The sequence below is a fragment of the Mycobacterium sp. URHB0044 genome, assembly GCF_000620625.1.
GTDB lineage: Bacteria > Actinomycetota > Actinomycetes > Mycobacteriales > Mycobacteriaceae > Mycobacterium.
Genome location: NZ_JIAW01000004.1, coordinates 432,533 through 457,689 on the forward strand (window position 1 = coordinate 432,533; position 25,157 = coordinate 457,689).

The following is a 25,157-nucleotide window of genomic DNA, read 5'->3' on the forward strand; positions in this document are numbered from 1 at the left end:
GTTCCCCCGTCGCTTCCCGGCTCGGTCAATCGTACTGAACGCCGGCACCGCTACCCGCCGGCGATCATCCCCACCGCTGCCAGTGCGAACACCATGCCGACGGCCTGCCAGCGGGTCACCCGCTCCTTGAGCACCAGCATCGCCAGCGCCACCGTCGCTGCCGGATACAACGACATCAACACCGCGGCCAACGACAGCAGCGACGCCTGCAGGGCCAGCAGCATCGCGACGTTCGCGATGGTGTCCAGGACGCCTGCGGCGAGCGCGAGCCGCAAGGGCACCCCCGTCGGTACCGACAAGCTGCGGGTGAACAGCGCGATGAGCACGACGAGAGTGGTCGCCGTGACCCTGGCGAAGACCAGTGGCCAGAGGTGCGCCTCAACGGGCGCCTGCGAAATCAGGACGAAGTTCAGCCCGAACGCCAAGCCCGAGCCGACGGTGAGCCAGGCGACCTTGGCGGTGAAGCGGTGCGACGTCGCAAGCGGCTCATCGGCCACCCCCCGCGAAACCAGCACCACCGCAACCAAAGCCAACACGATGCCGACGACGGCGACCAGCGAGGGCCGCTCCCCCAGCGCCAGCCCGACGCTGACCGGAACCGCCGAGACCAACACCGCGGTCAACGGCGACACCACCGAAATGGGACCGGAACCCAGCGCCGCGTAGAACCACCACACCCCGAATGCCTGGCTGATGCCGCACAGGCTGCCCCACATGACTGCGGGTGCCGACACGTCGCCGCCGACGACCACGGCGAGCACAGTGAGTAGCACCGTCGCGACCGGGTAGGACACCAACACCACCCGCAGGGCAGCCACCCGACGCGACGCGACACCGCCGACGAAGTCGCTGACGCCGTAGCCGATCGCCGACAGCAGCGCGAAGGCGACGCCGATCAGGTCATGCCCTTGGCGCGCCGCCCCAGTTCACGAGTGACCTCCCGGTTGGCGTCACGCTTGGCCAGATCCTGTCGCTTGTCATGCGTCTGCTTGCCTCGCGCCAGGGCGAGCTCCACCTTGACCTTGCCGTCGGTGAAGTACAGCGACAGTGGAACCAGCGTCAGGTTGCCGTCCCTGATCTTGCCGATCAGGTTGTCGATCTGACTGCGGTGCAGCAACAGTTTTCGGTTGCGCCGCGGCGCATGGTTGGTCCAGCTGCCTGCGCGATACTCCGGAATGTGCAGATTGCGCAGCCAGATCTCGCCGTCGTCGACGGTGGCGAACGCGTCGGCCAGCGACGCCTGCCCGTCGCGCAGAGCCTTGACCTCCGTGCCCATCAACGCGACACCGGCCTCGAACGTCTCGAGGATCGCGTAGTTGTGCCGCGCCTTGCGGTTGGTCGCCACCACCTGGTTGTTCCGCCGGGTGGCCGCGTCCTGCTTCTTCGTCGCCATGGCTACCGCCGCACGTACAGCCGCAGCGTGACGTACGCGGTGACACCGGCCATCGCCACGCCGACGAACAACAGGATGGGCGCGATGTAGAGGATGTCCGCGTAGTCGATCCTGGCGATCAGATTGGCTTGATAGAACTGGTTGAGCGCCTTCTCCAGGAACAACGCCCGCACCGTGATCAGGCCGAGTATCGCGATCACCACGCCGATGAAGGCCGCCAGCATCGCCTCGACCAGGAATGGCAACTGGGTGTACCACCGACTGGCACCGACCAGTCGCATGATGCCCACCTCGGTTCTTCGGGTGTAGGCCGCGACTTGAACCATGTTGGCAATCAACAGGATCGCCCCGACCGCCTGTACCAGGGCGACCGCGAACGCCGCGGCACTGAGCCCGTCGAGCACCGCGAACAGCCGATCGATCAGATCCTTCTGGTTCAGCACGTTGAGCACCCCGGGCTGCCCCAGCAAGGAATCGTCGAACTCCTTGTGCTGCTCGGGATTGTCGAGCTTGACGATGAACGATGCGGGGAAGGCATCCTTGCCGGCGACGTCCTTGTATTGCGGGAACTTCTTGATCGCATCGTCATAGGCGTCGTTGCGGTTGAGGAAGCGCACCGACTTCACGTCGTCGCGGTCCTCGATCTGCGCGCGCAGCGCCTTGCACGGGTCGGCGTCGCACGTCGGGTCGTTGGCCGAGACGTCGTTGGTGAGGAAGACCTGGCTCTCCACCCGGTCCAGATAGATCGTGCGGGAACTTTCGGCGAGCCGGACGACGAGCAGGCCGCCGCCGAACAGGCCGATCGAGATGGCGGTCGTCAGAATCATGGCGACCGTCATCGTGACGTTGCGGCGAAGCCCGGTGAAGACTTCGTTGATCAGAAAGCCGAAGCGCACTTAGCGGTCCATTCCGTAGACACCGCGTTGCTCGTCGCGGATCAGGCGACCGAGCTCGAGTTCGATGACGCGTTGGCGCATCGAGTCGACGATGTGGTGGTCGTGAGTGGCCATCAACACCGTCGTTCCGGTGCGGTTGATCCGCTCGAGCAGATCCATGATGTCCTTGCTGGTATCCGGATCCAAGTTTCCGGTGGGCTCGTCGGCCAACAACACCAGCGGGCGGTTGACGAAGGCGCGGGCGATGGCGACGCGCTGCTGCTCGCCACCGGACAATTCGTGCGGCAGGCGGTTGGCCTTGCCCGACAGGCCAACCATCTCCAGCACGTCGGGCACCACGCGGTTGATGACGTCGGACCGCTTGCCGATCACTTCGAGGGCGAACGCAATGTTCTCGAACACCGTCTTCTGTTGCAGCAGCCGGAAGTCCTGGAACACGCAGCCGAGCACCTGACGCAGGCTGGGGACGTGACGGCTCGGCAGCTTGTTCACGTGGAACTTGGACACCTGGATGTCGCCGCTGCTGGGTGTCTCCTCGGCGAGCAGTAGCCGCATGAACGTCGACTTGCCCGATCCGGACGGGCCGATGAGGAAGACGAACTCACCCTTGTCGATCTTGAGCGACACGTTGTCCAGGGCTGGCCGTGCCGAGGATTTGTACTGCTTGCTCACGTGGTCGAGGGTGATCATCACGGCTCGCCAGTGTAGCGGTGCCTGCGGAGTGGCCCGCCTAGGTCGGCGGCAGGGGCGGCGTCGGCGCCGGCCCAGGGACGATCGGCGTCGCCGACAGCGGACCGGGAACGATCGGCGTCGCCGTGATCGTCGGCGTGACGGTGGTCGCCGGAAGCGGACCGGGACCATCGGGATCCACGACCGTCGTCGGCGCCAGCACCGTGGGCGAGGTGGGCGTCGTCGGTGACGTCGTCGGGGTGTCCGTGGGGCTGGTCGTGGTCGTCGTCGGCGTCGTCGTCGTGGTCGTCGGGGTGGTGGTCGTGGTCGTGGTGGTCCGCTGCTGAACGTTGGTGCGGGGCACCCAGGTGTAGTCCGGGTCCGGAACGAAGCCGGGCGGCACCACTGCCGTCTCGGGACCGACGGCGGGCGGAGGCGTGGGTTTGTACGCCTCGTACAGCCACCACGTGGCGATGAAGGCGACGACGAGGACCACCGTCGACGTCCGGATGCGGCTCAAGGGCACGTAGGCGGGCCAGCGACGGTTCTCGCCGTCCCTGCGGAACAGGAGCCTCATCGGTGATCCTCCGGGCCCTGCGTCTCCTCCTCGGCGCCACCCGCCGTGGCCGGGTGCACGATCGCCCCGATCATCGGCCGCGGGTCTCCGGGGGTGACGATGCCTGCCCGGCTCAGGGCTCCGACGACGAGCGCACGCAGCCGCCTGCCGACCTCGAACTGCTTGCCGGGAAGGGTGCGCGCCACCATCCGCAGGTTCACGGTGTCGACTTCGATGCTCTCCACGCCCATCAACTGCGGCGCGTCGAGCAGCAGGGCACTGAGCATCTTGTCCTCCATGGCCTTGTCACCAACCTGGTGCAACACCTCGTTGACCCGGTTGAGATCGGCGCTGGTGGGCACCGGGATGTCGACGACCGCTCGCGCCCAGTCCTTCGACAGGTTGACCGTCTTCACGATCTGCCCGTTCGGGATCGTGAACACCTCACCCTCGGTGGAGCGCAACTTCGTCACCCGCAGCGTCACGTCCTCGACGGTGCCCTCGGCGGGTGCGGCGATACCGGAAACGGTCAAGGCGACCAGGTCGCCGAAGCCGTACTGCTTCTCGGTGATGACGAAGAATCCCGACAGCAGATCCTGCACCACGCGCTGCGCGCCGAAACCGAGCGCCGCACCCAGCACGGCGGCAGGTGCGACCAGCGAGCCGACGGGGATGGCGACGATGTCGGTGATCTCGACGAGGACGACCACGAACAGGATCGCGATCGACACCCAGGAGATCACCGACGCCACCGCCTGGCGGTGCTTGGCGCTCTCGCTGCGGACCAGCTGGTCGCTCTCCTGGTACTCGGCGTCGATGCGCCGGGTGACCTTCTGCGCGGCCCAGTTGATGAAGCGGGCAGCGAGAACCGCAGCCAGGACCAGCATCACGATCCGCAGGCCGCGGGTGATGATCCATTCGCCGATCTCGCCCCGCCAGAACCCTTGCCAGCGCTGGGCCCAGTCGAACGCGACGTAAGTCTTAGTCGTCATCTTTCCTATTGCGCCAACGGATTCCCGCTTCCAGGAATCCGTCGATGTCGCCGTCGAGTACCGCAGCCGGATTGCCGACTTCGTATTCAGTGCGCAGGTCCTTGACCATCTGATAGGGCTGCAGCACGTAGGAGCGCATTTGGTTGCCCCACGAGCTGCCTCCGTCGCCCTTCAGCGCATCCAGCTCGGCACGTTCTTCTAAACGCTTGCGTTCCAACAACTTTGCCTGAAGCACGCGCATTGCCGAAACCTTGTTCTGCAATTGCGACTTCTCGTTCTGGCAGGTCACCACGATACCCGTCGGGATGTGGGTGAGTCGAACGGCGGAGTCGGTGGTGTTCACCGACTGGCCGCCGGGTCCGCTGGACCGGTACACGTCGACGCGCAGGTCACCGTCGGGAATCTCGATGTGGTCGGTGGTCTCCACCACCGGCAGCACCTCGACGTCGGCAAAGGACGTCTGACGTCGGCTTTGGTTGTCGAACGGGCTGATCCGCACCAACCGGTGCGTGCCCTGCTCGACCGACAGCGTGCCGTAGGCGAACGGCGCGTGCACCGCGAACGTCGCACTCTTGATGCCCGCCTCTTCGGCATATGAGGTGTCGAACACCTCGACGCCGTAATTGTGTTTCTCGGCCCACCGGATGTACATCCGCATGAGCATCTCGGCCCAGTCGGCGGCGTCGACGCCGCCCGCGCCGGATCGGATGGTGACGACGGCCTCGCGCTCGTCGTATTCCCCTGACAGCAGCGTGCGGACCTCCATGGCCTCGAGGTCCTCGCGCAGCGACTTCAGCTCCGCGTCGGCCTCGGCGAGCGCCGCCTCGGCACCCGCACCTTCTTCTTCTGCGGCCATCTCGTAGAGCACGGGCAGGTCGTCGAGCCGCCGCCGGAGGTCCTCGACGCGGCGCAGCTCACCCTGCGCGTGCGACAGCTCGCTGGTGACCTTCTGGGCGTTCGCCTGGTCGTCCCACAGCTTGGGATCGGAGGCCTCTTGTTCGAGTGTGTCGATGCGGCCTCGCAGACCGTCGACGTCGAGCACGCGCTCCACCGTGGTCAGGGTGGTGTCGAGGGCTGCTATGTCGGCTTGACGGTCGGGATCCACGGGAAATCACAGTACCGACCGTCGCGCCAATCGTTTCCCGCCTTCCCCCCTGGAAGGGCTCATCCGGTTTAGCATCGGCTTGTAACCACCCCGGCGACGTCGCGACAGCCCCTTGCGCGCGCCGGTACGAGACAGACGGCTTACAGAAAGCTGAAGCATGCGCCCTTACCACGTGGCGATCGTCGGCTCCGGACCTTCGGGTTACTTTGCCGCGGCGTCGCTGCTGAAGTTCGCCGACTCGACCGACGACGCCGACGTGCGCGTCGACATGCTGGAGATGTTGCCGACCCCGTGGGGTCTGGTGCGCTCCGGCGTCGCTCCCGACCACCCCAAGATCAAGACCATCAGCGCGCAGTTCGAGAAGACGGCCGCCGATCCCCGGTTTCGCTTCTTCGGCAACATCGCCGTGGGTCAGCACGTGCAGGCCGATGAACTCGCCGAACGCTACGACGCGGTGATCTACGCGGTCGGTGCGCAGTCCGACCGGCCGCTGAACATTCCGGGTGAGGACTTGACGGGAAGCGTGGCGGCAGTCGACTTCGTCGGTTGGTACAACGCGCATCCGCACTTCGAGGAGATGACGCCGGATCTGTCGAGCGGCCGGGCCATCGTGGTCGGCAACGGCAACGTCGCACTGGACGTGGCGCGCATCCTGGTCAGCGACCCGGACATGTTGGCATCCACCGACATTGCCGGACACGCACTGGACTCCTTGCACGCCCGCGGCGTCGAGGAGGTCGTCATCATCGGGCGCCGGGGGCCGCTGCAAGCCACCTTCACCACGTTGGAGTTGCGCGAGCTGGGCGATCTCGAGGCGATGGCCGACGTCGACGTGATCGTCGACCCCGCCGATCTCGCCGACATCACCGACGCCGACCTCGAAGCGGCGGGCAAGACGGTCAAGCTGAACGTGAAGGTGCTGCGCGGATACGCCGGACGGGAACCCCGCGGTGCCGCGCGTCGCATCGTCTTCCGGTTCCGCACCTCGCCGATCGAGATCAAGGGCGACGGCCGAGTGGAATCGATCGTGCTTGGCCGCAACGAGCTCGTCGACGACGGCGGCAGAGTGGTCGCCAAGGACAGCGGCGAACGCGAGGAGCTGCCCGCTCAGCTCGTTGTTCGCGCCGTCGGGTACCGCGGGGTGCCGACCCCGGGTTTGCCGTTCGACGAGCGCGCGGGGACCATTCCGCACACCGACGGCAAGGTCGAGGGCAGACGCAACGAATACGTGGTCGGGTGGATCAAACGTGGCCCGTCGGGAGTGATCGGCAGTAATAAGAAGGACTCGCAGGAAACCGTGAACACGTTGATCGCCGAGCTCGACGGGGCGCAGTTGGCGGACTTCGGGCCGCAGCATGCCGACGAGCTCGTCGAATGGCTGGTGTCGCGCCAACCCAAATTGGTCACCGACGATCATTGGAAGCTGATCGACGACCACGAGCGTTCGGCCGGGCAGGCGCTCGGGCGCCCGCGGGTGAAGCTGACGAGCGTGGCCGACCTGCTGCGGATCAGCCACGGCTGAGGCTTGGCTTCAGTCGCGCGCGGGGATTGCGCGAGTCAGGGCTAATCGCACCGCCTAATACGTCGGGGGCGCCTCATACGTCGGCGGTGGTTCCGGCGGCGCGAAGGCCCAGTTGTCCGGGTTCTTCGGCGAGTAGACGACGGGCATCAGCTGGCCCATCGACGGCCACTGGGTGACGGGCACGGCCATTCGTTGATAGACGACGTGCTCGTTGACGGTCGGTCCATTGATGACGCCGGTGATGGTGACGAACTGTTCACCCTCGGCATCCGGGCGCGGACTGACGCCCGTGAGCAGCAGCGTGCCGTGCATCAGCTCGCCCCGTGGGCCGCCCTTGCGCATGCGCGGCACCACCACCAAAGCGATCGCACCGAGCAGCAGTAAGAGCACAGCGAATTCCCACACACCGCCATGGTAGGACTGCTGCCATGAGTACCCGCGCGGATGACCTCGCACTCGCCCTGGAACTGGCCGATCACGCCGACGCCTTGACGTTGGACCGGTTCGGCGCACTGGACCTTCAGATCGAGACCAAACCGGACCTGACCCCGGTCACCGATGCCGACCGGTCCACCGAAGAACTGCTGCGCGGCCTGCTTGCCGAACATCGGCCGGACGACACCGTTTTCGGCGAGGAGTTCGGCGGCACCGCGACCTTCGAGGGCAGGCAGTGGGTCCTCGATCCGATCGACGGCACCAAGAACTTCGTGCGTGGCGTGCCGGTGTGGGCGACGTTGATCGCCCTGCTGCAGGACGGCGTGCCGGTGGTCGGCGTGGTGAGCGCCCCCGCGATGCAACGGAGGTGGTGGGCGGGCACCGGCGAGGGAGCCTTCACGACGTTCCGCGGCGGCACCCGTGCCATCTCCGTCTCCCGCGTCAGCGACCTCGAGTCGGCCAGTCTGTCCTTCTCCGATCTCACCACCGGCTGGGGTGACCGTCGGGCACGCTTCCTCGACCTCACCGACGCCGTGTGGCGGGTGCGCGGTTACGGCGACTTCTGGTCCTACTGCCTGGTGGCAGAGGGCGCGATCGACATCGCCGTCGAACCCGAAGTGAAGCTGTGGGACCTCGCCCCACTCGACGTGCTGGTGCGTGAGGCGGGTGGGTCGTTCACCAACGTCGAGGGCTCCCCCGGCCCGCACGGTGGAAGTGCGGTGGCGACCAACGGTCCGTTGCACGACGACGTGGTCAGCAGACTGACTGGGTTGTGACCTTCTTAACAAGATCGGCGGACCTTACTCAGGAGTAAGATACGGTCATAGCACTGCCCCATCGACGCGAGGCTGCACACATGACCAACACCCTGCCGGCCAAGAACGGCACGAAGCAGCGCACCACACGCACCGGATCGGAGAGCGCCGTCGGTCTGCAGCGGCACAAGCGAACCGCAACTGACATCGGGCTGGCGCTGATCACCCCGATCGTCGGCCAGGAGTTCCTGGACCGCTACAACCTGCGCGACCCGCTCAACCGCGGCCTGCGATACGGCGTGAAGACGGCGTTCTCGGCCGCCGGCGCGTCCACGCGTCAGTTCAAGCGCGTCCAGCGTCTCGGCAAGCCGGCCACCCGGCTCAAGCCCAGCGGCGCCGACTACTTCGACCTCACCCCCGATGACGACCAGAAGATGATCGTCGAGACAGTCGACGAGTTCGCCGCGGAAATCCTTCGGCCCGCTGCCCACGACGCCGACGCCGCCGCCACGTATCCGAAGGATCTGATCGCGAAGGCAGCCGAACTCGGCGTCACCGCCATCAACGTTCCCGAGGACTTCGACGGCATCGCCGCTCAGCGCAGCACGGTGACCAACGCCCTGGTGGCCGAGGCGCTCGCGTACGGCGACATGGGGTTGGCCCTGCCGATCCTGGCCCCCGGCGGCGTCGCATCGGCACTCACCCACTGGGGCAGCGCCGAGCAGCAAGCCACCTACCTGTCCGAGTTCGCCGGCGAGAACGTTCCGCAGGCCTGTGTGGTGATCGCCGAGCCGCACGCGCTCTTCGACCCCACCGCGCTGAAGACCACCGCAGTGCGCACGCCGAGCGGCTACCGGCTGTCCGGAGTCAAGTCGCTGGTACCGGCCGCAGCAGACGCCGAACTGTTCATCGTCGCCGCCCAATTGAACGGCAAGCCAAGGCTGTTCATCGTCGAGTCGGCCTCGGTGGGTCTCACCGTGACGCCCGACCCGAGCATGGGCATCCGCGCCGCGGCGCTCGGCCGCATCGAACTCGACAACGTCGCGGTGCCGCTCCACAACCGGCTCGGCGACGAGGATGCCGATGCCGCCGAACTCGCCGCGAACTATTCGGAGGCCATCGCCTTGTCCCGGCTCGGCTGGGCGGCGCTCGCGGTCGGCACCTCGCACGCGGTACTCGACTACGTGGTGCCCTACGTCAAGGAGCGCCATGCTTTTGGTGAGCCGGTGGCCCATCGCCAGTCCGTCGCGTTCATGTGCGCCAACATCGCCATCGAACTGGACGGCCTTCGGCTGATCACCTGGCGCGGCGCAGCGCGTGCCGAGCAGGGGCTCTCGTTCGCCCGTGAAGCCGCGCTGGCCAAGCGGATCGGCACCGACAAGGGCATGCAGATCGGCCTCGACGGCGTGCAACTGCTCGGCGGTCACGGATTCACCAAGGAACACCCGGTCGAACGCTGGTACCGCGATCTGCGGGCCATCGGCGTCGCCGAGGGTGTCGTGGTCCTGTAGCGGTCCTTCGACGAAGAAGAACGGAAAACCTGACATGGCAATCAATCTGGAACTACCGAAGAAGCTACGGGCCGTCGTCGAGAAGGGGCATCAGGGGGCCGCCGAGATGCTGCGTCCCATCTCCCGCAAGTACGACATCGCCGAGCACGCCTACCCCGTCGAGCTCGATACCCTGGCCACGTTGTTCGAGGGCATCTCCGAGGCGAACACCATCTCGTTCGCCGGCGCCGAGGCGTTTCGCGACAGCGAGGGCCCGAAGGGTAACGTCAACGGCGGCAACATGTCCGCGGTGCTCAACGTGGTCGAGGTCAGCTGGGGCGACGTCGCGCTCATGCTGTCGATCCCCTTCCAGGGGCTGGGCAACGCCGCGATCTCGGGCGTGGCGACCGACGAGCAACTCGAGCGCCTCGGCAAGGTGTGGGCCGCAATGGCCATCACCGAGAACAGTTTTGGCTCCGACTCGGCCGCGGTGTCGACGACGGCAAAACTCGACGGTGACGAGTACGTGATCAACGGCGAGAAGATCTTCGTCACGGCGGGTTCGCGTGCCAGCCACATCGTGGTGTGGGCGACGCTGGACAAGTCGAAGGGCCGCGCGGCGATCAAGTCGTTCATCGTCCCGCGCGAACACCCCGGCGTGACGGTCGAGCGGCTCGAGCACAAGCTCGGCATCAAGGCGTCCGACACGGCCGTGATCCGCTTCGACAATGCGCGCATCCCGAAGGACAATCTGCTCGGCGACCCGGACATCCACGCCGACAAGGGTTTTGCCGGCGTCATGGAGACCTTCGACAACACGCGGCCCATCGTGGCGGCGATGGCCGTCGGCATCGGCCGCGCCGCACTCGAGGAACTGCGGACCATCCTCACCGAGGCGGGTGTCGAGATCTCGTACGACAAGCCGGCCCACGCCCAGAGCGCGGCCGCCGCAGAGTTCCTGCGCATGGAAGCCGATTGGGAGTCGGGCTACCTGCTGACGCTGCGGTCGGCCTGGCAAGCCGACAACAAGATCCCGAACTCCAAGGAAGCCTCGATGGGCAAGGCCAAGTCCGCAAGGGTCGCCAGCGACATCACCCTCAAGACGGTCGAGCTTGCCGGAACCGCAGGCTATTCCGAGGAAACGCTGCTGGAGAAGTGGGCACGCGACTCGAAGATCCTCGACATCTTCGAGGGCACGCAGCAGATCCAGCAGCTCGTGGTCGCACGCCGGCTGTTGGGCTTGTCGTCGGCCGAACTGAAGTAGCACGGGGCCATGACGTCGACGTGAAGGACGTACCGAACGTTATCGACCACGGCGCGGCCGGAGCGTACTCCGGCCGCGCCGTGGTTCGAGTCGCTAGCGGGTTTTGACGCTCAGCCGATGAGGACGCGCTGCAGGTCGGGCTTCATCTGCTGCAGCTGCTGACCCCAGTACGCCCAGTTGTGCGTGCCGCTGTCCGGGAAGTTGAACACGCCGTTCTTGCCGCCGGCCGCGATGTAGTTGTCCTGGAAGGTCCGGTTGGTGCGGATGGTCAGGCCCTCGAGGAACTTGGCAGGCACGTCGCCGCCACCCAACTCGCTGGGTTGACCGTTGCCGCAGTAGACCCAGAGGCGGGTGTTGTTCGCGACGAGCGTCGGGATCTGAAGCATCGGGTCGTTGCGCTTCCAGCCGCTGTTGGGGTCTTCGGTGGGACCCCACATGTCATTGGCCTTGAAGCCACCGGCGTCGCCCATCGAAATGTTGATCAAGAAGGGCCACGAACCCTCGGACGGGTTCAGGAAGCCCGACAGCGAGGCGGCGTAGATGAACTGCTGCGGGTGGTAGACCGACAAGATCATCGACGCAGATCCGGCCATCGACAGCCCGACCGCGGCGCTGCCGGTCGGCTTCACCTGCTTCTCCGACGACAGGTAGCCGGGCAGTTCCGAGGTGAGGAACGTCTCCCACTTGTACGTCAGGGGCGGGCCCGCCTTGTTGGTGGCCGGCGAGTACCAGTCGGCGTAGAAGCTGGACTGGCCACCGACCGGCATGATGACCGACAGCCCGGAGTCGAGATACCACTCGAACGCCTGGGTGTTGATGTCCCAGCCGTTGAAGTCGTCCTGCGCACGCAGGCCGTCGAGCAGGTACACCGCGGGAGAGTTGGGCCCACCGCTCTGGAACTGGACCTTGATGTCCTTGCCCATGGAGGGTGAGGGCACCATCAGATACTCGACCGGCAGACCGGGGCGTGAGAACGCCCCCGCGGTCCCGGTGCCACCAGCTAGGCCGACCATTCCGGGCAGCACCAGCGCCGCCATGGTCGCACCGAGCAAGCGGCGCGCCCAGCGGCCGCGAATTCTGTCAACGAACATCTACGAGATCCATTCCGTTTGCGGTTACCGCGTAACTCTTCCAAATCCACGGCCAAATGGCCGCACGAGCGGCCCGACGTCGTTATCCGCGGCCGCGCCCGCCCAAAGCTTGGACGGACCAGAGTGTTTACTTGTAAGTAGGCAGTAAAACATGATCCCAGCGCCGCGAGAAACCCTGGGGAGTGTTTCGCGGCGTCAGAAGTGACGAAGTCGACGGCCGTAGGCTGCCGCTCATGGCGAGTACGCACGGCGCCTCCGGCAACAGGTTGTCGGTGGACGACTGGGTCCAGGCGGGTTATGCCATTCTCGCCGCAGAGGGCATAAAGGCGCTGAAGATCGACCGCCTATGCGACCGGCTTGGCGTCACCAAGGGCAGCTTCTATTGGCACTTCGACGGCATGGCCAGCTATCGCGCGGCGCTGATCGGGGCTTGGGGCGAATTGCGCGACGAGGATCGCCGCCACATCGACGAAATGGGCGACGTACCGCCGCGTGAACGCCTGTCGAAGATGATGACGTCGCTGGTCAGCCCCAGGCACTGGACGCTGGAGCGTGCAATGCGCGAATGGGCCCGCTCCGACGAATCGGTGGCGACCAGTGTTCGGGCCGCCGACCGCCGCCTCCTGCGGGCCGTGCGGCAGGCCTTCTTGGACTACGGGTTCGAGGGCGAGGAGGCCGACGTACGCGCCAACGCCACCTTCGCGGCCGGTATCGGCTTCCTGCATCTCTCCGGCGCCACACCGGACGACAGGGACGCCGCCCGCGCCGAGCGGTTCCTGGAGCTCATGCTCGCCGAGTAAGTTTCCATACTAAAAGGTATGGTAGCGTTCTGGCGCATGCACACCCTGGATGCGACGTACGGGATCACCGACGAGTTCGTCGACCGATTGGCGCAGCGCGCACGCGAGGCCGAGGATCTTCGGCGCCTCCCCGCTGCCACGGTCGCCGATCTGACCGCGTCGGGTTTCACCGATCTGCTCGTGCCCCGGCGCTACGGCGGCCTGCAGGCCGACTTCCCCGCGATCCTCGACCCCGTCCGCCGAATGGCCGCTGGCTGCACCTCCAGCGCGTGGACCATCGGCTTCTATGCCTTGCACAACTGGATGCTGGCGCTGTTCGGCGAGCGCGCTCAGGAGGAGGCATTCGGAACGCGGCCATTCCTGGCACCCGCACCACTCGCCCCGACCGGACGGGGCCTGCCGGCCGACGGCGGGATACGGCTGAGCGGTCGGTGGTCGTGGGCGACTGGCGTGATGGACGGCAACTGGATCATCGTCGGCGCGTTGTGTGGACCCGACGACGGGATCTACCCCGCCCTGGCACTGCTGCCCGCGACCGATTTCACCGTCGAGGACGTCTGGCACACCGACGGCATGCGCGCCACGGGTTCCAACGACGTGGTGATCACCGAGGCGTTCGTCCCCGACTACCGCTTGGTGCGCGTCACCGACATCTACGGCGGTACGGCGCCCGGTGCCGGGCTGCACGACTGCACGACCTACCGCTGGCCGATGGTGCCCGCACTGGCCCTGCTCGCGGCAATGCCCGCACTCGGCAGCGCCGAACGCGTCACGGAGCTGTACGCCGAACGCCTGGCGCAACGGGTGCTGGCCTACGAGGGCGTCATGCAGAAGGACAAGCCCATCGCCCAAGCCCACCTCGGTCAGGCCCGCGTGCGGCTACGCGCCCTACGCGGCCTGCTCGCCGACACCGTCGGCGAGATCGAAACTCTGCTTGCCACAGGCGATCCCGTGCCCCGCCCCATGCGCGGCGACGCGCGGCTGGCCGCCGCACACATCGTGCACGAGTCGCGGGCCGTCATCGCCGCGCTGTCGGAGGCGTCCGGCGCGAGCGCGCACCACCTCGACAATCCGTTGCAACGGTTCAAGCGCGACGTCGACGTCATCTCCGGCCACGTCGTGTTCGACTACGACACCAGCAGGGAACTGGCCGGCGCGTTGACACTCGGCATGAAGGTTCCGCGAACCGCCATGGTCTGACAGCCCGTTGACGCATCCCCGACTGCACCTTAAAGTAAAACTGACTTCACCTTTATTTCTGACCGACGACGAGTTGGAGCGGCATGGAATCCTTCGTTCACCTGCGCAAGGGCAAGACGCCGCGACGCCTGCATGCCGACCTCGACGGGCTGAAGGACGACGAGCTCGGCCGCGGCGGATTCACCGGCCGCACAGCCAACATCTATCGGCGCAACGACCCCACCGCGTATCGGGCCAGCGGACCACTGCGGCCCATCGACGTGCTGTCCAGCGAGCTGAAGCCGAGCGACGCGACCGACGCCCACGGCGGTCCCATGCTGATGTTCTCCAACGCCGACTGCCAGGTACTGCTCTCCCGGCGCAGCGAGGCGATGCCGTTCTTCGTCCGCTACGTCGACGGTGACCTACTGTCGTTCGTGCACAAGGGATCCGGGCTGCTGGAGACCGAGTTCGGTCCGTTGCGCTACCGCGAGGGCGACTGGATCTACATGCCGAAGGCCTGCACGTTCCGCCAGGTGCCGGACACGGAGTCGACCCTGGTGATGATCCAGGCCAGTGACGAGTTCCGGGTGCCGCCGGCCGGACAGCTGGGCAGGCACTTCCCGTTCGACCCGTCACAGGCCGTCATACCCGAGCCCGAGCCGATCGACAACGGCGACGGCCCGCAGACCAACGGAGAGTACGAAGTGCGGCTCATCCACGATGGTGGACCCACTTCGCTGTACTACCAACATCATCCGCTCGACGTCGAGGGTTGGCGCGGCGACAACTTCGCGTTCACGTTCAACATCGAGGACTACAACGTCGTGACGTCCGACAGCGTGCACCTGCCTCCGACGGTGCACCTGTTCATGCAGGCCACCGGTGTCTACGTGATGAACTTCCTGCCCAAGCCCGCCGAGGGCAGGCCTGGCACGGAGCGCACGCCGTGGTATCACCGCAACGTCGACTACGACGAGATCGCCTTCTTCCACGGCGGAACGCTGTACGGCATCCCGATGCCGCCCGGCCTCATTTCGCATGCGCCGCAAGGCGTTCACCACGGCGCGCCGGAGAAGGCGCGTGAACGGGCCCGGCGCAAGTTCGACGAGTATTCTCAGGTCGACTGGTCGGTGATCGCGATCGACACCCGCCGCCGACTCGTTCCGTCCGCCGAGGTGCTGGCCAACGACCTGGGGCAGCACCAGTGACGACCACCGAAGCGCCGGTACGCTACGACTACGACCGTATCCCGTATCTCGTTGCCTACCAAAACAACTCGGCAGTCCGCGACGTGTACGGCGGCGTCGCCGAACTCGTCGTGCTGGAGAGCTATCTGCTCAAGCCGAAGGACAAGCCTTCGGATACCGTGCTGGTGTTCATGCACCCGATCGGTGGGGGCGCCTACCTGCCGATGATCAACGGGCTGGCCCGCGCCGGCCACCATGTCATCTACTGCAACAGCCGCTTCCGCGGCACCGACTCCGCGCTGCTGATGGAGAAGGTGGTCGAAGACCTCGGCGAGTGCATCAAGGACGCCAAGAACCGACTAGGTTACGAGAAGGTGGTGCTGGCCGGCTGGAGCGGCGGCGGATCACTGTCGGCGTTCTACCAACAGCAGGCACAGCACCCGACCGTCACCGCCAGCCCGTCGGGTGACGGGCCTGACCTGACCAAGCTGGGGCTGATTCCCGCCGATGGCATCATGCTGCTGGCCGCCCACATCAGCCGCCACGGCACCATGACCGAGTGGCTCGACGCCTCCATCCTCGACGAGGCCGACCCGTCCGAGCGCGATCCGGAACTCGATCTCTACGATCCCGCCAATCCCAACCAGCCGCCGTACACGGCTGAGTTCCTCGCCCGCTACCGCCAGGCTCAGATCGACCGCAACCGGCGAATCACCAAGTGGGTCAAGGAGAAGTTGGCCGAGCTGAGGGCGGCCGGTCGGCCCGATGACGAGTTCGCGTTCGTGGTGCACGGCACCATGGCCGACCCGCGCTGGCTCGATCCGACGGTCGATCCGAACGATCGCACCCCGGGAACCTGCTATCTGGGTGATCCTGCGGTGGTGAACAACAGTCCCGTCGGTCTGGCCCGATTCTGCACGCTACGCAGCTGGCTGTCGCAATGGAGCTACGACGACGCCAACGGCGACGCGCTCAAGGCGGGACCCGACATCGCCGTGCCCGCCCTGGTGATCGGCAACCGCGCCGACGACGCCTGCACGCCCAGCCACACCCACCGGCTGTTCGAGGCGATCGGACACCCCGACAAGGAGATGCACGAGATTCCCGGGGCCAACCACTACTACGCCGGACCCGACCAGCGCGGCGCCCTACGCCAGGCCGTCGGCGTATGCACGGATTGGCTGCAGCGGCACGGGTTTTCGGATCCGGAGGGCAAGAGCGAAGCGACCGGGGAATCGACACTATGATCGCCGGGCCGCTGGACGGAATCCGCGTCATCGAGATAGGCACCTTGATCTCGGGACCGTTCGCGGGGCGTCTGCTCGGCGACATGGGCGCCGAGGTCATCAAGATCGAGCCGCCCGGTTCCCCTGACCCGCTGCGCACCTGGGGTCAGGCCGAGCTCGACGGGCACCACTTCTTCTGGACGGTGCACGCCAGGAACAAGAAGGCCGCCACACTCAACCTGCGCGAGGCCAAGGGGCGCGAACTCTTCCTCGACCTGGTCGAGAAGTCCGACATCATCGTGGAGAACTTCCGGCCAGGCACGCTGGAGAAGTGGGACCTCGGCTACGACGTTCTCCGCGAACGCAATCGGGGCATCGTGCTGGTTCGGGTGTCCGGCTACGGGCAGACCGGACCGGAGGCCCACAAGGCCGGCTATGCGTCGGTGGCCGAGGCCGCCAGCGGACTGCGCTACATGAACGGCTTCCCCGGTGGTCCTCCCCCGCGGCTGGCACTGTCCCTGGGCGACAGCCTTGCCGGCATGTTCGCGGTGCAGGGCGCGCTGGCCGCCCTGTACCGGCGCACGGTCACCGGCGAGGGCCAGATCGTCGACGCCGCACTCACCGAATCCTGCTTGGCCATCCAGGAATCCACCATCCCCGACTACGACGTCGGCGGCGTGGTACGCGGGCCGTCGGGCACCCGGCTGGAGGGCATCGCCCCGTCCAACATCTACCCAACCGCCGACGGCAGCTGGGTGGTGATCGCCGCCAATCAGGACACCGTGTTCCGCAGGCTGTGCGGCGCAATGGACCAGCCCGCGCTGGCGACCGACGAACGCTTCGCCAACCACGTTGCGCGCGGCCGCAATCAGGATGAACTGGACAAGATCATCGCGGCATGGGCCGCCGAGCGGCAGCCCGAAGACGTCATCTCGACGCTGAGCGCGGCAGGCGTGATCAGCGGGCCGATCAACACCGTCGCCGAAGTCGTGGACGACCCGCAGCTGCGGTCGCGCGGCATGCTCGCCGACCACTGGGACGAGCGGATCGGGCGCAACGTATTGGGCCCCGGCGTGGTGCCCGTGCTGTCGGAGACACCGGGCACCATCCGCAACGCCGGCTCCGCCGAGCCCGGCCAGCACAACCTCGAGGTCTACGGCGAACTGCTCGGCAGGCCCGCCGAGGAACTCGAGGCACTGCGGACGGAGGGGATCCTATGAGCCTGCCCGACCATGTCACGATTCGCGAGGTCTGTCTGCGCGACGGTCTGCAGATCGAGGACCCGATTCCGTTGGCGGCCAAGCTCGAACTGCTCGAGGCCGTGGTGGCGACCGGCGTTCGCGAAATCGAGGCGACGGCGTTCGTGTCGCCGTCCAAGGTGCCCGCCCTGGCCGACGCCGCAGCACTCGCCGCCGAACTGCCACGGTTGCGTCAGGCGCACGGCATCGAGTTCTCCGCCCTAGTCGCGGGTCCGGGCGGGGCGGGCAGGGCCGTCGCCGCGGGCATGGGCTCCATCGAATACGTGGTGTCCGCCGCCGACGGGCACAGCCAGGCCAACGTTGGGCGGTCGACCGCCGACTCGACCCACCTGATCGCCGACATCGCCCGCATCGCGCATGAGAACGGCGCGACCATCGAAGTCATCATCGCCACGGCGTGGGACTGCCCGTTCGACGGACCCACCGACCCGCAGCGCGTCGTCGACATCGCCACGGCCGCCGTCGAGATCGGCGTCGACCGGGTGGCGATCGCCGACACCATCGGCACCACTACGCCGCGCCGGGTGACGACGTTGATCGACCGTCTCCGTCCGGTGATCGGCGACCTGCCGCTCGGCGCGCACTTCCACAACACCCGCGGCGCGGGGCTGGCCAGTGCCTATGCCGCCGTCGTCGCAGGCGTCAGGCGGCTGGATGCGTCGGTCGGCGGACTGGGCGGTTGTCCGTTCGCGCCTGGCGCCAGCGGAAACATAGCCACGGAGGACCTGGTGTACCTGTTGCGCGACAGCGGGATCGGCGTGGACGTCGACCTGCAAGCAGCGATTCACGCCGCAGGTGTCGCCCGTAAGGCCGTCGGCCACGACCTGCCAAGCGCGCTGCTGCGTGCCGGTGATCGCATCCTGAGTTGAGCGGCACCGTGCCTCGAGAGACGTTCACCGCAAAGGGCCACCAGACCCGTGAGGCCATCGAACAGGCCGCACGGAAGCTGTTCGCCGAACGGGGTTTCCACGGCACCACGCTCGCCGACATCACGTCCGCTGCGGGCAGGTCGCCCGCGGCGTTCTACCGCTACTACGCCGACAAGGAAGATCTGCTCGCGGTCCTGGCCGACTCCTTCCTGCGCGACGTGGTCGCCCCTGCGGGCCAGCTCGTGCACCTGCCCGAATCCCCCGACGACACGGAGTTCTTCGTCGCCGCGGTCACCGGTTACTGGAACATGTTCAAGCAGAACATCGGCATCATGGTTGCCGTGGACAATCTGGCGGCCGTCGAACAACGATTCGCCGTCCTGCAGAACGAGTTTCGCCGGTTCGGCATCGACATCGTGCGCGCCTCCGTGCTGCGCGCCCAGGAGCAGGGGTTCGCCCATGACGTCGACCCCGAGCACACGGCCCTGGCCATCTCGCTGCTGTTCGAGCGGTTCACCACCGTCTACCTCCGGCCCGACACCGCCGCCTTCGGTGTGGTCACCACCGACGAGAATGCGGTGCGAACGCTGGCGACGATTTGGAAGAAGACGCTGTACGGGTACTGACCGAGTCGGACCACCAGAAAGGGATCACCGTGGATTTCGCCCTGCCGGACCACCTTCCGGGCGTGCTGGCCGAGATGGACGCCTTCATCGACGCCGAGATCAAGCCGCTGGAAGCCGAGCACATGCAGTACTTCGACCGGCGCCGCGAATTCGCGCGCACCGACCTGGAGAACGGTGGCATCCCTGCCAGGGCGTGGGAGGACCTGCTCGACGAGATGCGCCGCCGCGCCGACGCGGCGGGCTGGCTGCGGTATGGCCTGCCCACGGAGTTCGGCGGCCGCGACGGCAGCAACCTCGACATGGCCGTCATCCGGGAACATCTGGCGCACAGGGGCCTTGGCCTGCACAACGACCTGCAGGACGAGTCCTCAATCGTCGGCAATTTTCCACAGGTCATCATGATGGACCGGTTCGGCACCGACGAGCAGAAGGCCCAGTGGTGCGACGCGCTGATCACCGGCGAACGGTCGATGGCGTTCGGCCTTTCGGAGCCGGACCACGGCTCGGACGCCACCTGGCTGGAGACGCGGGCCGACCGCGACGGCGACGACTGGGTGATCAACGGCAACAAGCGCTGGAACACCGGCGTGCACCGCGCCACCCATGACCTCATCTTCGCCCGCACCTCGGGTGAGCCGGGCCAGGCCCGCGGCATCACCGCCTTCCTCGTCCCCACCGACACGCCCGGCTTCACCGTGCCGTACTACTGGTGGACGTTCAACATGCCAAGCGACCACGGCGAAGTGGAGTTGCGCGACGTCCGGGTGCCCGCCGACGCCGTACTCGGTGAGGTCGACCACGGCCTCGAGGTGGGCCAGACGTTCCTGCACGAGAACCGGATCCGGCAGGCAGCGAGCAGTCTCGGCGCCGCCCAGTACTGCATCGACCGCGCAGTCGAATACGCCTCGGAGCGCAAGGTCTTCGGCAAGCCGCTTTCCGTGAATCAGGCCGTGCAATGGCCACTCGTCGAACTGCAGACCGAGGCACAGATGGTGCGCCTGCTGGTCTACTACGCGGCCACGCACCTCGATTCGAATCACCACATGGAGGTCAGCGACAAGGTGTCGATGGCCAACTACCGCGCCAACCGGTTGGTGTGCGACGCCGCCGACCGGGCGATGCAGATCCACGGCGGCGTCGGCTACAGCAGGCACGCGCCGTTCGAGCACATCTACCGGCATCACCGCCGCTACCGAATCACGGAGGGAGCAGAAGAGATTCAGATCCGGCGGGTGGCCCAGCGGATGTTCAAGTTCGGCCGGTCTGCCACGTGATCGAGCCGCCCGCCTCCGCGCTGGCTGCGGTGTTGCGGCCCTCGCTCGGTGACGTGCAGATCGCCAACCTGCGGGTGCTCACCGGCGGCGCGAGCCGCGCCACCTGGGCGTTTGACGCCGTCACCGGCGATGCGTCGCGGGCGCTGATCCTGCGCAGCGGCCCGCCCGACGAGGTGCACGCGGGCATGCTGCTCGAAGCGCGCGCGCAAAGGCTGGCGGCAGTCGCGGGCGCTCCGGTACCCGAGGTGCTCGTCGCCGAGGAGTCGACCGCCGCGCTCGGCGCCCCCTTCCTGATCGGCGGTTTCATCGCAGGCGAGACGATCCCGCGCCGCATCCTGCGGGCGCTCGACGCCGGCGATCGCATCCATCTGCTCGAGCAGTGCGCAGCGGCGCTCGCCGCCATTCACCGTGCGGACCTCACCGAGGCCGACATCCCCGCACAGGACCAGCTCGCCACCTGGCGCGAGTGGCTCGACGAAATGGGCGATACCACTGCGACATTCGAGTGGACCATCCGCTGGCTCGCGATGAACCGTCCCCCGCCGACGCAGCGGGTGCTGGTGCACGGCGACTTCCGGATGGGCAACCTCATCATCGACACCGACGCGGCACCGGCGAACCTGGCCGCCGTCCTCGACTGGGAGCTCACCCATACCGGCGAGGCGGCCGAGGACCTGGCCTGGTTCTGCATCAGGGCATGGCGGTTCGGCGCAGCCAGTGACCTCGGGGCGGGCGGGCTCGGCAGCATCGACGACTTCCTCGCCGCCTACGAGGCGGCCGGCGGCGCGGCCGTCGACCGCACCGCATTCCGGTGGTGGCTGGTGCTCGCGACGCTGCGGTGGGGTGTCATCTGCCGCTACCAGGCGCACCGCCACCTGTCGGGGCAGAATCGCTCGGTCGAACTCGCCGCGATCGGCCGCCGGGTCTGCGAGACCGAGTTCGACCTGCTGCAGCTTTTGGAGCAAGCCTCGTGACCGGGTTGCACAACCGGCCCACCGCTGCCGAACTCGTCGCGGCCGTCGCCGAGTTCCTGGAGTCCGACGTCCGGGACGCCACTGGGCCCAATGGTCGGCTCGCCGACGAAGGCCAGGTCAACTTCCACGCCCGCGTCGCCGCCAACGTCCTGCGCACCGTCGAACGCGAACTGACGTCCGAATCCGACGCCGCAGCACCCCGCGCCGCGCTGGCCACGCTCGGCTTCGCCGACGAAGCGACGCTGGCGGCCGCCATCCGCGCGGGCGGCCTCGACGACCGTCGTGACGAAGTCACCACGTGCCTGCGCGAGCTCGTCCGCCACCGACTCGCCGTCGCCCACCCCGGTTATGAGCGGGAGTGAACGCTCAGAGTCGACGGGCCCGCGCCAGCCACGCGGGCTCGTCGACGTGCGCCCCCACGGGAAGCCCGAGCGCTTCGGCATGCGCCTCCCCCACGACGCCGCGGTACGTCGTCTCGTCGAGCGCCTCGAGGTCCCAACCGTCGGCGAAGGCGTCGCGGATCGTTGCCTCGCTGACCTCCGGGCCGAATCCGCGGCCCTTGTCGGACAGCGCGAGCACGTGAACGCGGGCACCCGCAGGACAGATCCCGCGCAGGCTGTCGACGTATCTGGCCCGGTCGGCGTCGTCGAAGACGTGGAAGAGGGCGCTGTCCAGAACGGTGTCGTACCGTCCGTCGAGCGCCATCGCGTCCGCGACCTCGAAGCGCGCATCCACGCCACGGGCTTCGGCGTTCTCGCGCGCCCGGGCAACGGCGTGCGGGGCGTAGTCGACACCGAGTACGTCGTAGCCGAGGCGGGTGAGCAGGATCGTGTGTTCCCCGGCGCCACAACCGATGTCGAGTACCTTCCCACGCACCCATCCCGCGCGCTCCAGGGCGACGACTGCGGGTTGCGGTTCACCGATCACCCATGGCGGCGTGCCGTCGCGGTAGGCGTCGTCGAACAGGGACTTTTGGGGAGTCGTTTCCGTCATGGGACCACTGTCGTACCTGAACTGCTCTTGAGGTCAACCGTCTAACATCACCGAAGGACAGGAGCGACATGACGATCGTCGACCACCGACGCGAAGAGCTGGCCAACCGGCTCTTCGCGGCCATCGAACGCAGTGACACCGCGGCCATCGAGAGCATGTGGGCCGAGGACGTCAAGGTGTGGCACACGGGCGACGCGCGCGACAATGATCGCGCGAGGGCGCTGAAGGTGATTCGCTGGTTCATCGACAACACGACCAGGCGCGGCTACGAGGTTCTGGACCGACGTTTCTTCGACGGCGGTTTCGTGCAACAACACGTTCTGCGCGCCGACGCAATCAATGGCGCGTCGATCACCCTGCGGGTCTGCATCGTGATCATGGTCGAGGACGGCCTGATCACCCGCATCGACGAGTACTTCGACCCGGCCGACATGGCCGCACTACTGAGGAGCCCGAGATGACCACCGCATCCGACCTCATCGCCAACGCCAAGACCGGCGCCACGTGGACCCTCGATCCAGGCCGTTCGACGATGACGTTCAAGACCAAGACGATGTGGGGCCTGGCCACCGTCAAGGGCACGTTCAGCGACGTCGACGGCACCGGGCAGGTCACCGCGGACCAGACGATCACCGGCCAGCTGCGCATCGGCGCGGCCTCGCTGGCGACCGGCATCGGGAAACGCGACGAGCACCTGCGCTCGGCGGACTTCTTCGACGTCGAGAAGCATCCCGCCATCAGCCTGCAGGTGCATGGGGCGACGGTCACGGGCGACACGCTCAGGCTCGACGCCACGCTCACCGTCAAGCAGATCGAGCGCCGTCTCGACCTGCCCGCGACCGCGCGGCTGCTCGACGACGGTGCCGTGCAGATCACCACCCACGCCGAGATCAACCGCAAGGAATTCGGCTGCGACGGCAACATGCTCGGCATGATCCCGGACACCACGCGCCTGGAAGGTGAGGCCGTATTCACGCCGCCGAGCGGGGACGCGCCGTAGCATCGGCTGCGTGCCCGACTCGCCACTGCGGATCCTGGTCTACAGCGACAACGCGCTCACCCGCGACCAGGTCCGCTCGGCGCTCGGCAGGCGCGTCCACCCCGATCTGCCAGAACTGACCTACCTGGACGTCGCGACGGCACCGGTGGTGATCAAGAACCTCGACGAGGGTGGCATCGACCTGGCGATCCTGGACGGCGAGGCGACGCCGACCGGCGGTTTGGGGCTGGCCAAACAACTCAAGGACGAGGTCGCCGACTGCCCGCCGATCCTGGTGCTGACCGGGCGTCCCGACGACGCGTGGCTGGCATCGTGGTCGCGTGCCGAGGCCGCCGTGTCCCACCCGATCGACCCGATCCGGCTGGGCGAGGCCGTGGCGGCGCTGTTGCGGCCCGCAGTTCACTAACCAGCACGAAATAACCTGGGGCCGTTCACTCTTCGCGTCGTGCGCGGGCGAGGAAGCAGACCGCCAGTGATCAAACTTGATCCTATCCAAAAGGTGTCGAGCCAACCGTTAACGTGACTAAGCTGTGTGCTAGCTCACATCGACAGCCCAACGAGGGAGCAGCGCCGCGGCATGAATGCTTACCTACCCATCCTGGTGCTCGGTGCCGTCGCGGCCGCATTCGCGGTGGTCTCGGTGGTCATCGCCACGGTCATCGGGCCGCGGCGCTACAACCGGGCCAAACTCGAGGCCTACGAGTGCGGGATCGAACCCATGGCACCGGGGTCCCCCGGCCACGAAACCACCGGCCAGCGGTTTCCGGTGAAGTACTACCTGACGGCGATGTTGTTCATCGTGTTCGACATCGAGATCGTCTTCTTGTATCCGTGGGCGGTGGCGTTCGATTCGTTGGGCCTGTTCGCGGTGGTGGAGATGCTGCTGTTCATGCTGACGGTGTTCGTCGCCTACGCGTATGTGTGGCGGCGCGGCGGATTGAGTTGGGATTGATCTGATGGGTCTCGAGGAGCAGTTGCCGGGTGGCATCTTGTTGTCGACGGTGGAGAAGGTCGCCGGCTACGTGCGCAAGGGGTCGTTGTGGCCGGCCACGTTCGGGTTGGCGTGTTGTGCCATCGAGATGATGGCCACGGCCGGACCGCGTTTCGACATCGCCCGCTTCGGGATGGAACGCTTCTCCGCCACCCCGCGCCAGGCGGATCTGATGATCGTGGCGGGCCGGGTCAGCCAGAAGATGGCGCCGGTGCTGCGGCAGGTGTATGACCAGATGGCCGAGCCGAAATGGGTTCTGGCGATGGGGGTCTGCGCCTCCTCGGGCGGCATGTTCAACAACTACGCCATCGTGCAAGGCGTCGATCACGTCGTCCCGGTCGACATCTACCTGCCCGGCTGCCCACCGCGACCGGAGATGCTGCTCAACGCCATCCTCAAACTGCACGACAAGATCGCCGAAATGCCGTTGGGCGTCAACCGCACCGAGGCCATCGCCGCCGCCGAAGCCGCGGCACTCGCATCGCGGCCGACCATCGAGTTCACCGGACTGCTCCGCAAATGACCGAGGACGACACCACCAACGCTGCTGCGGCGTCACCGGATTCGGAGGTGATCGGGGTGCGGCGCGGCAGCTTCGGGATCACCGG

General features: G+C 67.0%; 29 protein-coding genes. 19 read left to right on the top strand and 10 right to left on the bottom strand.

Going from position 1 to position 25,157, the window contains the following annotated elements:
* Positions 1 to 50: 50 nt before the first annotated feature.
* Genes N536_RS0111320 through prfB form a run of 7 tightly spaced genes read right to left on the bottom strand, consistent with a single transcriptional unit; the run spans position 51 to position 5,611 of the window.
* Positions 51 to 899, bottom strand: a complete 849-nt coding sequence (locus tag N536_RS0111320) for a DMT family transporter (RefSeq protein WP_081809152.1) — start codon at positions 897 to 899, stop codon at positions 51 to 53.
* Entirely contained in the window at positions 896 to 1,393 is a 498-nt protein-coding gene (smpB, locus tag N536_RS0111325; protein ID WP_029113714.1) for an SsrA-binding protein SmpB, read from the bottom strand. Before smpB ends, N536_RS0111320 begins: the two co-directional genes overlap by 4 nt.
* 2 nt (positions 1,394 to 1,395) lie before the next feature.
* Positions 1,396 to 2,289, bottom strand: coding sequence for a permease-like cell division protein FtsX (gene ftsX, locus N536_RS0111330; protein WP_029113715.1), 894 nt, complete (start codon positions 2,287 to 2,289; stop codon positions 1,396 to 1,398).
* The gene (gene ftsE, locus N536_RS0111335) at positions 2,290 to 2,979 is read right to left on the bottom strand and encodes a cell division ATP-binding protein FtsE (protein ID WP_029113716.1); all 690 of its coding nucleotides are present in this window, start codon (positions 2,977 to 2,979) and stop codon (positions 2,290 to 2,292) included.
* Between the two features lie 40 nt (positions 2,980 to 3,019).
* Complete coding sequence (locus N536_RS42575) at positions 3,020 to 3,535, bottom strand: hypothetical protein (RefSeq protein WP_029113717.1); 516 nt, start codon at positions 3,533 to 3,535, stop codon at positions 3,020 to 3,022.
* Positions 3,532 to 4,506 carry a mechanosensitive ion channel family protein gene (locus tag N536_RS0111345; RefSeq protein ID WP_029113718.1) on the bottom strand — a complete coding sequence of 325 codons (975 nt, stop codon included), beginning with the start codon at positions 4,504 to 4,506 and terminating at the stop codon, positions 3,532 to 3,534. Before N536_RS0111345 ends, N536_RS42575 begins: the two co-directional genes overlap by 4 nt.
* A complete protein-coding gene (gene prfB, locus N536_RS0111350; protein ID WP_029113719.1) occupies positions 4,496 to 5,611 on the bottom strand; it encodes a peptide chain release factor 2 in 1,116 nt (371 codons plus the stop codon). Before prfB ends, N536_RS0111345 begins: the two co-directional genes overlap by 11 nt.
* A gap of 157 nt (positions 5,612 to 5,768) precedes the next feature.
* Between prfB and N536_RS0111355 the strand changes: the two genes are divergently transcribed.
* On the top strand, positions 5,769 to 7,133 hold the full coding sequence (locus tag N536_RS0111355; RefSeq protein WP_029113720.1) for an FAD-dependent oxidoreductase: 1,365 nt from the start codon (positions 5,769 to 5,771) through the stop codon (positions 7,131 to 7,133).
* Positions 7,134 to 7,187: 54 nt separating this feature from the next.
* On the opposite strand, the gene N536_RS0111360 is transcribed toward N536_RS0111355, so the two are convergent.
* On the bottom strand, positions 7,188 to 7,538 hold the full coding sequence (locus N536_RS0111360; RefSeq protein ID WP_029113721.1) for a hypothetical protein: 351 nt from the start codon (positions 7,536 to 7,538) through the stop codon (positions 7,188 to 7,190).
* 23 nt (positions 7,539 to 7,561) lie between these two features.
* Between N536_RS0111360 and hisN the strand changes: the two genes are divergently transcribed.
* The 3 genes from hisN (at position 7,562) to N536_RS0111375 (ending at position 11,077) form a co-directional block, all read left to right on the top strand.
* Positions 7,562 to 8,344: a histidinol-phosphatase gene (gene hisN, locus N536_RS0111365; RefSeq protein WP_029113722.1), complete on the top strand. Its 783-nt coding sequence runs from the start codon at positions 7,562 to 7,564 to the stop codon at positions 8,342 to 8,344.
* Positions 8,345 to 8,424: 80 nt separating this feature from the next.
* Positions 8,425 to 9,834 carry an acyl-CoA dehydrogenase family protein gene (locus tag N536_RS0111370; protein WP_029113723.1) on the top strand — a complete coding sequence of 470 codons (1,410 nt, stop codon included), beginning with the start codon at positions 8,425 to 8,427 and terminating at the stop codon, positions 9,832 to 9,834.
* Positions 9,835 to 9,868: 34 nt separating this feature from the next.
* On the top strand, positions 9,869 to 11,077 hold the full coding sequence (locus tag N536_RS0111375; RefSeq protein ID WP_029113724.1) for an acyl-CoA dehydrogenase family protein: 1,209 nt from the start codon (positions 9,869 to 9,871) through the stop codon (positions 11,075 to 11,077).
* Positions 11,078 to 11,187: 110 nt separating this feature from the next.
* Here the strand turns inward: N536_RS0111375 and N536_RS0111380 are convergent, their stop codons facing one another.
* On the bottom strand, positions 11,188 to 12,168 hold the full coding sequence (locus N536_RS0111380; RefSeq protein ID WP_029113725.1) for an esterase family protein: 981 nt from the start codon (positions 12,166 to 12,168) through the stop codon (positions 11,188 to 11,190).
* 233 nt (positions 12,169 to 12,401) lie between these two features.
* Here N536_RS0111380 and N536_RS0111385 point away from each other — a divergent pair, with 233 nt between their 5' ends.
* The 10 genes from N536_RS0111385 (at position 12,402) to N536_RS0111430 (ending at position 21,927) form a co-directional block, all read left to right on the top strand.
* Entirely contained in the window at positions 12,402 to 12,968 is a 567-nt protein-coding gene (locus tag N536_RS0111385) for a TetR/AcrR family transcriptional regulator (protein ID WP_029113726.1), read from the top strand.
* Between the two features lie 36 nt (positions 12,969 to 13,004).
* A complete protein-coding gene (locus tag N536_RS0111390) occupies positions 13,005 to 14,168 on the top strand; it encodes an acyl-CoA dehydrogenase family protein (RefSeq protein ID WP_029113727.1) in 1,164 nt (387 codons plus the stop codon).
* A gap of 83 nt (positions 14,169 to 14,251) precedes the next feature.
* Positions 14,252 to 15,358 carry a homogentisate 1,2-dioxygenase gene (locus N536_RS0111395; protein ID WP_029113728.1) on the top strand — a complete coding sequence of 369 codons (1,107 nt, stop codon included), beginning with the start codon at positions 14,252 to 14,254 and terminating at the stop codon, positions 15,356 to 15,358.
* On the top strand, positions 15,355 to 16,584 hold the full coding sequence (locus tag N536_RS0111400) for a S9 family peptidase (protein WP_029113729.1): 1,230 nt from the start codon (positions 15,355 to 15,357) through the stop codon (positions 16,582 to 16,584). Before N536_RS0111395 ends, N536_RS0111400 begins: the two co-directional genes overlap by 4 nt.
* On the top strand, positions 16,581 to 17,783 hold the full coding sequence (locus N536_RS0111405) for a CaiB/BaiF CoA-transferase family protein (protein WP_029113730.1): 1,203 nt from the start codon (positions 16,581 to 16,583) through the stop codon (positions 17,781 to 17,783). The genes N536_RS0111400 and N536_RS0111405 overlap by 4 nt, the downstream gene beginning before the upstream one ends.
* Complete coding sequence (locus tag N536_RS0111410) at positions 17,780 to 18,691, top strand: hydroxymethylglutaryl-CoA lyase (protein ID WP_029113731.1); 912 nt, start codon at positions 17,780 to 17,782, stop codon at positions 18,689 to 18,691. The genes N536_RS0111405 and N536_RS0111410 overlap by 4 nt, the downstream gene beginning before the upstream one ends.
* 8 nt (positions 18,692 to 18,699) lie before the next feature.
* Positions 18,700 to 19,317 carry a TetR/AcrR family transcriptional regulator gene (locus N536_RS0111415; protein WP_029113732.1) on the top strand — a complete coding sequence of 206 codons (618 nt, stop codon included), beginning with the start codon at positions 18,700 to 18,702 and terminating at the stop codon, positions 19,315 to 19,317.
* Between the two features lie 29 nt (positions 19,318 to 19,346).
* Positions 19,347 to 20,591: an acyl-CoA dehydrogenase family protein gene (locus N536_RS0111420; protein WP_029113733.1), complete on the top strand. Its 1,245-nt coding sequence runs from the start codon at positions 19,347 to 19,349 to the stop codon at positions 20,589 to 20,591.
* Positions 20,588 to 21,565, top strand: a complete 978-nt coding sequence (locus tag N536_RS0111425) for a phosphotransferase family protein (protein WP_029113734.1) — start codon at positions 20,588 to 20,590, stop codon at positions 21,563 to 21,565. The genes N536_RS0111420 and N536_RS0111425 overlap by 4 nt, the downstream gene beginning before the upstream one ends.
* Entirely contained in the window at positions 21,562 to 21,927 is a 366-nt protein-coding gene (locus tag N536_RS0111430; protein ID WP_029113735.1) for a DUF6285 domain-containing protein, read from the top strand. The genes N536_RS0111425 and N536_RS0111430 overlap by 4 nt, the downstream gene beginning before the upstream one ends.
* A 4-nt stretch (positions 21,928 to 21,931) precedes the next feature.
* Here the strand turns inward: N536_RS0111430 and N536_RS0111435 are convergent, their stop codons facing one another.
* Positions 21,932 to 22,558 (bottom strand): class I SAM-dependent methyltransferase, encoded by a 627-nt coding sequence (locus N536_RS0111435; RefSeq protein WP_029113736.1) that lies wholly within the window; start codon positions 22,556 to 22,558, stop codon positions 21,932 to 21,934.
* A gap of 68 nt (positions 22,559 to 22,626) precedes the next feature.
* On the opposite strand from N536_RS0111435, the gene N536_RS0111440 reads away from it, so the two are divergent.
* The 5 genes from N536_RS0111440 (at position 22,627) to N536_RS0111460 (ending at position 25,072) form a co-directional block, all read left to right on the top strand.
* Entirely contained in the window at positions 22,627 to 23,019 is a 393-nt protein-coding gene (locus N536_RS0111440; protein WP_029113737.1) for a nuclear transport factor 2 family protein, read from the top strand.
* Complete coding sequence (locus N536_RS0111445; protein WP_029113738.1) at positions 23,016 to 23,558, top strand: YceI family protein; 543 nt, start codon at positions 23,016 to 23,018, stop codon at positions 23,556 to 23,558. The genes N536_RS0111440 and N536_RS0111445 overlap by 4 nt, the downstream gene beginning before the upstream one ends.
* A gap of 10 nt (positions 23,559 to 23,568) precedes the next feature.
* Entirely contained in the window at positions 23,569 to 23,964 is a 396-nt protein-coding gene (locus N536_RS0111450) for a response regulator transcription factor (RefSeq protein WP_029113739.1), read from the top strand.
* Positions 23,965 to 24,135: 171 nt separating this feature from the next.
* Positions 24,136 to 24,510, top strand: coding sequence for an NADH-quinone oxidoreductase subunit A (locus N536_RS0111455; protein WP_029113740.1), 375 nt, complete (start codon positions 24,136 to 24,138; stop codon positions 24,508 to 24,510).
* Between the two features lie 4 nt (positions 24,511 to 24,514).
* A complete protein-coding gene (locus N536_RS0111460; protein WP_029113741.1) occupies positions 24,515 to 25,072 on the top strand; it encodes an NADH-quinone oxidoreductase subunit B family protein in 558 nt (185 codons plus the stop codon).
* Positions 25,073 to 25,157: the final 85 nt, after the last annotated feature.

Excerpts from the sequence above, each read along its gene's own strand:
- smpB (WP_029113714.1), bottom strand. The coding sequence starts at position 1,393 with ATGGCGACGAAGAAGCAGGACGCGGCCACCCGGCGGAACAACCAGGTG.
- ftsE (WP_029113716.1), bottom strand. The coding sequence starts at position 2,979 with ATGATCACCCTCGACCACGTGAGCAAGCAGTACAAATCCTCGGCACGG.
- N536_RS42575 (WP_029113717.1), bottom strand. The coding sequence starts at position 3,535 with ATGAGGCTCCTGTTCCGCAGGGACGGCGAGAACCGTCGCTGGCCCGCC.
- N536_RS0111345 (WP_029113718.1), bottom strand. The coding sequence starts at position 4,506 with ATGACGACTAAGACTTACGTCGCGTTCGACTGGGCCCAGCGCTGGCAA.
- N536_RS0111355 (WP_029113720.1), top strand. The coding sequence starts at position 5,769 with ATGCGCCCTTACCACGTGGCGATCGTCGGCTCCGGACCTTCGGGTTAC.
- hisN (WP_029113722.1), top strand. The coding sequence starts at position 7,562 with ATGAGTACCCGCGCGGATGACCTCGCACTCGCCCTGGAACTGGCCGAT.
- N536_RS0111370 (WP_029113723.1), top strand. The coding sequence starts at position 8,425 with ATGACCAACACCCTGCCGGCCAAGAACGGCACGAAGCAGCGCACCACA.
- N536_RS0111375 (WP_029113724.1), top strand. The coding sequence starts at position 9,869 with ATGGCAATCAATCTGGAACTACCGAAGAAGCTACGGGCCGTCGTCGAG.
- N536_RS0111380 (WP_029113725.1), bottom strand. The coding sequence starts at position 12,168 with ATGTTCGTTGACAGAATTCGCGGCCGCTGGGCGCGCCGCTTGCTCGGT.
- N536_RS0111385 (WP_029113726.1), top strand. The coding sequence starts at position 12,402 with ATGGCGAGTACGCACGGCGCCTCCGGCAACAGGTTGTCGGTGGACGAC.
- N536_RS0111390 (WP_029113727.1), top strand. The coding sequence starts at position 13,005 with ATGCACACCCTGGATGCGACGTACGGGATCACCGACGAGTTCGTCGAC.
- N536_RS0111395 (WP_029113728.1), top strand. The coding sequence starts at position 14,252 with ATGGAATCCTTCGTTCACCTGCGCAAGGGCAAGACGCCGCGACGCCTG.
- N536_RS0111405 (WP_029113730.1), top strand. The coding sequence starts at position 16,581 with ATGATCGCCGGGCCGCTGGACGGAATCCGCGTCATCGAGATAGGCACC.
- N536_RS0111410 (WP_029113731.1), top strand. The coding sequence starts at position 17,780 with ATGAGCCTGCCCGACCATGTCACGATTCGCGAGGTCTGTCTGCGCGAC.
- N536_RS0111435 (WP_029113736.1), bottom strand. The coding sequence starts at position 22,558 with ATGACGGAAACGACTCCCCAAAAGTCCCTGTTCGACGACGCCTACCGC.
- N536_RS0111440 (WP_029113737.1), top strand. The coding sequence starts at position 22,627 with ATGACGATCGTCGACCACCGACGCGAAGAGCTGGCCAACCGGCTCTTC.
- N536_RS0111445 (WP_029113738.1), top strand. The coding sequence starts at position 23,016 with ATGACCACCGCATCCGACCTCATCGCCAACGCCAAGACCGGCGCCACG.
- N536_RS0111455 (WP_029113740.1), top strand. The coding sequence starts at position 24,136 with ATGAATGCTTACCTACCCATCCTGGTGCTCGGTGCCGTCGCGGCCGCA.
- N536_RS0111460 (WP_029113741.1), top strand. The coding sequence starts at position 24,515 with ATGGGTCTCGAGGAGCAGTTGCCGGGTGGCATCTTGTTGTCGACGGTG.